The sequence below is a fragment of the Streptomyces alkaliphilus genome, from assembly GCF_014141535.1.
Taxonomy (GTDB): domain Bacteria; phylum Actinomycetota; class Actinomycetes; order Streptomycetales; family Streptomycetaceae; genus Streptomyces; species Streptomyces alkaliphilus.
The window spans coordinates 1-4,836 of record NZ_VKHT01000350.1 but is presented as its reverse complement, the minus strand read 5'-3'; the positions used below and the strand labels follow the sequence as shown (position 1 = coordinate 4,836).

8 protein-coding genes are annotated in these 4,836 nt (G+C 69.6%); 4 read left to right on the top strand and 4 right to left on the bottom strand.

Annotation, left to right across the window (positions count from 1 at the left end):
* The first annotated feature begins 170 nt into the window (after positions 1 to 170).
* Positions 171 to 671: a flavin reductase family protein gene (locus FNQ90_RS12790; RefSeq protein WP_407699355.1), complete on the top strand. Its 501-nt coding sequence runs from the start codon at positions 171 to 173 to the stop codon at positions 669 to 671.
* A 90-nt stretch (positions 672 to 761) separates the two neighbouring features.
* On the opposite strand, the gene arfB is transcribed toward FNQ90_RS12790, so the two are convergent.
* Positions 762 to 1,190, bottom strand: coding sequence for an alternative ribosome rescue aminoacyl-tRNA hydrolase ArfB (arfB, locus tag FNQ90_RS12785; protein WP_182606490.1), 429 nt, complete (start codon positions 1,188 to 1,190; stop codon positions 762 to 764).
* 361 nt (positions 1,191 to 1,551) lie between these two features.
* Here arfB and FNQ90_RS12780 point away from each other — a divergent pair, with 361 nt between their 5' ends.
* On the top strand, positions 1,552 to 2,127 hold the full coding sequence (locus FNQ90_RS12780; protein ID WP_143621687.1) for a TerD family protein: 576 nt from the start codon (positions 1,552 to 1,554) through the stop codon (positions 2,125 to 2,127).
* A gap of 656 nt (positions 2,128 to 2,783) precedes the next feature.
* On the opposite strand, the gene FNQ90_RS12775 is transcribed toward FNQ90_RS12780, so the two are convergent.
* The 3 genes from FNQ90_RS12775 to FNQ90_RS12765 form a co-directional block, all read right to left on the bottom strand.
* Positions 2,784 to 2,981 (bottom strand): type II toxin-antitoxin system HicA family toxin, encoded by a 198-nt coding sequence (locus FNQ90_RS12775; protein WP_182606489.1) that lies wholly within the window; start codon positions 2,979 to 2,981, stop codon positions 2,784 to 2,786.
* 202 nt (positions 2,982 to 3,183) lie between these two features.
* Positions 3,184 to 3,336 (bottom strand): hypothetical protein, encoded by a 153-nt coding sequence (locus FNQ90_RS12770; protein WP_182606488.1) that lies wholly within the window; start codon positions 3,334 to 3,336, stop codon positions 3,184 to 3,186.
* Complete coding sequence (locus tag FNQ90_RS12765) at positions 3,333 to 3,587, bottom strand: hypothetical protein (RefSeq protein WP_182606487.1); 255 nt, start codon at positions 3,585 to 3,587, stop codon at positions 3,333 to 3,335. The genes FNQ90_RS12770 and FNQ90_RS12765 overlap by 4 nt, the downstream gene beginning before the upstream one ends.
* A 142-nt stretch (positions 3,588 to 3,729) precedes the next feature.
* Here FNQ90_RS12765 and FNQ90_RS12760 point away from each other — a divergent pair, with 142 nt between their 5' ends.
* Together FNQ90_RS12760 and FNQ90_RS12755 are read left to right on the top strand one after the other, a co-directional pair.
* Positions 3,730 to 4,560 carry a helix-turn-helix domain-containing protein gene (locus FNQ90_RS12760; RefSeq protein WP_182606486.1) on the top strand — a complete coding sequence of 277 codons (831 nt, stop codon included), beginning with the start codon at positions 3,730 to 3,732 and terminating at the stop codon, positions 4,558 to 4,560.
* Positions 4,557 to 4,781, top strand: a complete 225-nt coding sequence (locus tag FNQ90_RS12755; protein WP_182606485.1) for a DUF397 domain-containing protein — start codon at positions 4,557 to 4,559, stop codon at positions 4,779 to 4,781. The genes FNQ90_RS12760 and FNQ90_RS12755 overlap by 4 nt, the downstream gene beginning before the upstream one ends.
* The last annotated feature ends 55 nt before the right edge of the window (positions 4,782 to 4,836 follow it).

The window sequence follows — 4,836 nt, the reverse complement described above, 5'->3', positions numbered from 1 at the left end:
TCCCCCGGGTCTCCGTCCCCGGACCCGGGCCCGGTCCCGACCCCGGTCCCATGCGGAGGACCCCCCGGGGCGGTTAGCGTTTTGGTGTGTTCGACAGCGAAGCGACCCGACTCGCGGCCCCCACCGACGCACCCGATCCCGCCGACGCCCCCGTCCGGACGACCGGGAACGTGAGCGCCGACGACTTCCGTGCCGCGATGGCCCGCCTCGCCGCCGGCGTCGTCCTGGTCACCGCGCACGACGAGGACGACGGCCCGATGGGCGCGCCCATCGGCATGACCGCGACCGCGTTCCTCTCCGTCTCCCTCGATCCACCCCTGGTGATGGTCAGCGTGCGCACCGACTCCCGGATGGAGGAGGTGCTCAGCCGCACCGACCTGTGGGCGGCCTCACTGCTCGCCGAGGGCCAGCGCGCCCTGGCGGGCCGCTTCGCCATGAAGGGCCGGCTCAGCGACCGCCTGCTGTTCCGCGAGACACCCCACACCCTCGGCGACCACACCGGCGCGCCCCTGCTGCACGGCGCGCTCGCCGTCGTGGAGTGCCGCACCGAGCAACGGGTGGCCGCCGGGGACCACACCCTGTTCATCGGGCGGGTCCTGCACACCGACCTGCCGGCCTCCGAGGCCCGACCGCTGGCCTACTTCCGCAGCCGCTACCGCGGCCTGGACTGACCGACCGCGCCGGGTGATCACCGGGACGGCACACCGACCTTCCGCCCCGGGGGCCGGTCGGGCCCGGGACAGGGGCCCGTCGGGCACCGGTCAGTCCCAGCCCCCACCGGAACGGCCGCGCTTGGTGTCGCCGCGCCGCTTCTTCTCCCGCAATCGCCGCTCGTTGACCGACCTCGGCACCTTCCGCGCCCGCCGGGGACGCGGCGGCGGGGCCGTCGCCTCCGCCAGCAGCGAGGCCATCCGCCGCACCGCGACCTCCCGGTTGCGCCACTGCGAACGGTGCTCGGAGGCCGCCACCGTCAGCACGCCGTCCACCAGCCGACCGGACAGGCGCTCCAGCGCCCGCTCCCGCCACACCTCCGGCAGGGCACTCGTGGCCGCCAGGTCGAGACTCACCTCGACCCGGCTGTCGGTGGTGTTCACGTGCTGGCCGCCCGGCCCGGAGGACCGCGAGAAGCGCCACCGCAACTCGGACTCGGGCAGGACGACCGAACCTCGGATCACGACGGGCTCGGACATGCCCCCATGATCCCCCGTCGACGGCCGCCGACGCACCCGGTTATCCGGCCGTTCCTCCCGCCGCCCGTCCCCTCACCCCGTGTCACCCCGGGACCGGCCGGCACCGGCCGATCACACCCGGTTCCTTTCGGCCCCGGGCCGATGGGGTTCGGCCAACGCGTCCGTCCGGGGCGGAACCTCGCCGACCTCACCCGACGTTGGAATCGGTGCGGGTAACGTCGTCCGCGAAGGGCCGGGGCGGCACGGGACGCCCGTCCCGCTCCGCGCCGGCGGACACCGGCGAGGCCCTGAGGCGACACCCGAGCAGGACCACGCAGGACCACGCAGGACCACAAGGACACAGAGACACAAGGGGTATGGCATGGCCGTGAGCCTGACCAAGGGCGGAAACGTCTCGCTGACCAAGGAGGCGCCGGGTCTGACCGCCGTCACCATCGGGCTCGGTTGGGACACCCGCACCACCACCGGCGCCGACTTCGACCTGGACGCCAGCGCCATCGCGGTGGACGCCGGCAGCAAGGTCGTCTCCGACGGCCACTTCGTCTTCTACAACAACCTCGCCTCCCCCGACCAGGCCATCCAGCACACCGGTGACAACCTCACCGGTGAGGGCGAGGGCGACGACGAGCAGATCAACGTCTTCCTCGACGGCCTGGGCCCGGAGATCGACAAGATCGTCTTCCCGGTCTCCATCCACCAGGCCGAGGCCCGTGGCCAGAACTTCGGCCAGGTCCGCAACGCCTACATCCGCGTCGTCAACCAGAACGGCGGCACCGAGATCGCCCGCTACGACCTGAGCGAGGACGCCTCCACCGAGACCGCCATGGTCTTCGGCGAGCTGTACCGCAACGGCGCCGAGTGGAAGTTCCGCGCCGTGGGCCAGGGCTACGCCTCCGGCCTGGTCGGCATCGCCCAGGACTACGGCGTCAACGTCTGAGACCGCGCCCCCGACCCCGGAAAGCCCGCACCGGCCCCGGCCGGCCGCCGGGCACCGCACCGGGCAACGCCCCCGTCCCGACGGGGGCGTTCGTCGTTCCGGGCCGGCGAACGGCCGGGCGGAGCCGGGACGGTGCCCGGGAATCTCCGCCCGAAAACCTCGTAATGCTTCGAACTACGCCGTTCCTCCCGAGTGGTCCGCCGCTTTCCGACGATGCCCGGAGGCCGCAGTCTTGTCCCGGGGCCCGGCCACTCGCCGTGAGGACCGGGCACGAGCCGTCATGTCATGCGCTTTCACGAGTTGATGGACCCGCTGAAAGGACACCCCCAGGAAACGCCCCGCATCCCGTTGACTCAGCTGTTCCGTGAGAACGGCCGCGGCGCGCTGCATTGCCTCCCGCTCACGTTCCGCTGCCCTGCGCGCCTCTTCCTGCGCCTCGCGCATCGCTGCCAGAGCATCCCGCGCGTCCGACGGAAGTACGGGCTCGACCTCGACCGCAACCCCTTCGGAGCTCTCGTCCAGCATCAGGGCGATTGCCTCCCGGGCGACCTCTTCGGCTCGGTCCAAGCGCTTGGTCTGAGTGAAGACTCCCGGAAGTTCCGGTACCTCAAGAGCCCACCATTCACCGACACGCCGCGCCGTAACGCGATAGACACTCATCGCCACCACCCCTCTCCGAGTTCATCTTCCAATTGCTTGCAGATCGATTCAGCCGTGATCTCGTTGATCTCGCGATGATGAGGGATGACCACGGGCGTGAAACCACAGGTCCAGTACTCATGACTCCCCTTCCGGCGCTTCTTGTGGAAGGGGAGAGCCTTGCCCCTCGCCGCCTCCCTGATCTTCTTGATCAAATCCCCATGCTTCAAAAGTTGAAGTCTAAGAATGCTAGACTTATAAAGTCAAATTTAGCTAGACAGAACTTGCCTTCGAGTGTTCACCCTTCCGTGCCCATGAACCGGCACGGCCGGAGACCGTGCAGCAGTCGACTACCGCACCCGAGTCGCCTCCCGTGCGCCATGCGAAGCTCCGGTACCCGGGAGTGCAGCGCATCCCTCACCCGTCGCCGTCCAGGGTGCGGAGGTGCTCCGTGATGCGAGCGCTCAGGGCAGTCCAGCGCTCGCCCAACTCGGCGAGACCGGGAGGCGCGTCGGCGGGGTCCTCCTCTCCATCGGGGGCCGGGGCGGGCACCGGAAGCACCTCGTTCACCGGGCCGCCCCCGACGCCGCGCCGGGGGCGAGAGCGGCCGTCAGGGCCCTGGCCGTCTCCACGTTGCACCGCCCAAGATCGACGAGGGGCGGCGCGACCGAGGCCAACGTATGGGCGGCGGGGCCCGCGTCCACGCACAGGGACGGCAGCGTGATGCCGTGCGCCCTCAGCGCGTCCTCCAACCCGTCGCACACCGCCTCGGCTTCCTCGATCTCGTCGCCCACGGGCCCGTGATCCTCGTCTCTCGTCATGCCGGCCACTCCGCATCACACCGGTCCGTCCCCCGCGGGGACGGATGTTCACTTTCCGTGCCTCCACCATTACGGAATCGGCGTACTCTCGGATAGGGGTGAGCCCATTCCAACGGGACCGGAATCCGAGGGAGATGCACGCATGGGCGAAGGAACCGGCCGGAGTCACGGCCCCGCGAACGGCGCCGCCTACTTCGGCGAGGAAGCGAAAACCCTCCGAGGGGTGCTGGGACTTTCCCAGAGCGCCTTCGCCGAGAAGTTGCACTATCAACAGGCTCAGGTCAGCAAGGTCGAGAACGGGAGTGTCCTCGCCTCGGAAGCCTTCGCGGCGGCCATGGATCGCGTGGCCGGCACCCCCGGGGTCTACACCCGCCTCCGGGCCAAGCTCAGCAAGCGAGGGCATCCCGACTGGTTCGTCCCCTACGTCGCCTTGGAAGAGTCGGCGAGCGCCGTGACCGACTACTCGTGCACATTCCTCATGGGCTTGCTGCAAACACCGGAGTATGCGGCTGCCGTCTTCCGTGCGGCCCATCCGCACGAGACGGACGAGCAGATCGGGGAGAAGGTCGAAACCCGACTTCTACGGCGAGCGGTCATGGATCGCGAGCACCCGCCACTCCTGTGGGTCATCGTCCATGAGGCGGTACTGCGAGCGGAGGTCGGCGGGCGCAAAGTCATCATCGACCAACTCGATTATCTGGCCGAGCGGATGGCGTCCCCGTACATCACCGTTCAGGTGCTTCCCTTCTCGGCAGGTGCCTCCCCCGCCGAGCTTCCATTCACCTTGCTCTCGTTGAACGGTCAGCCCCACACTGTCTACACCGAGACAGCCACCCATGGTGGCCAAGTCGAGGACGGTGCCGGGGTGGTGGCCTCTGCCGTCGCCATGTTCGACAGACTGCGCATGACGGCACTTTCCGAGCAGGAGTCGTTGACCCTGATTCGCAAGGTCATGGAGGATCACGCCAGATGAGCGTCACGATCGACCCTCGGCACACACAGTGGGTCAAGTCCACCTACAGCGGCGGCAACGGCGGGCAGTGCGTCGAGTGGGCGCCCGGGCGGGTGCGGGCCGGGGGCGTCGTCCCCGTCCGGGACAGCAAGAACCCCCGGGGGCCCCACCTGCACCTCGCCCTCGCCGGCTGGACCGACTTCGTCACCGCCCTGCGCGACGGCGACCTCGACCCCGGCTGAGCCACTCCCCCATCGCCACGGAGACCCCTCAAGCGCCTCTTGGGGGGTCTTCCCG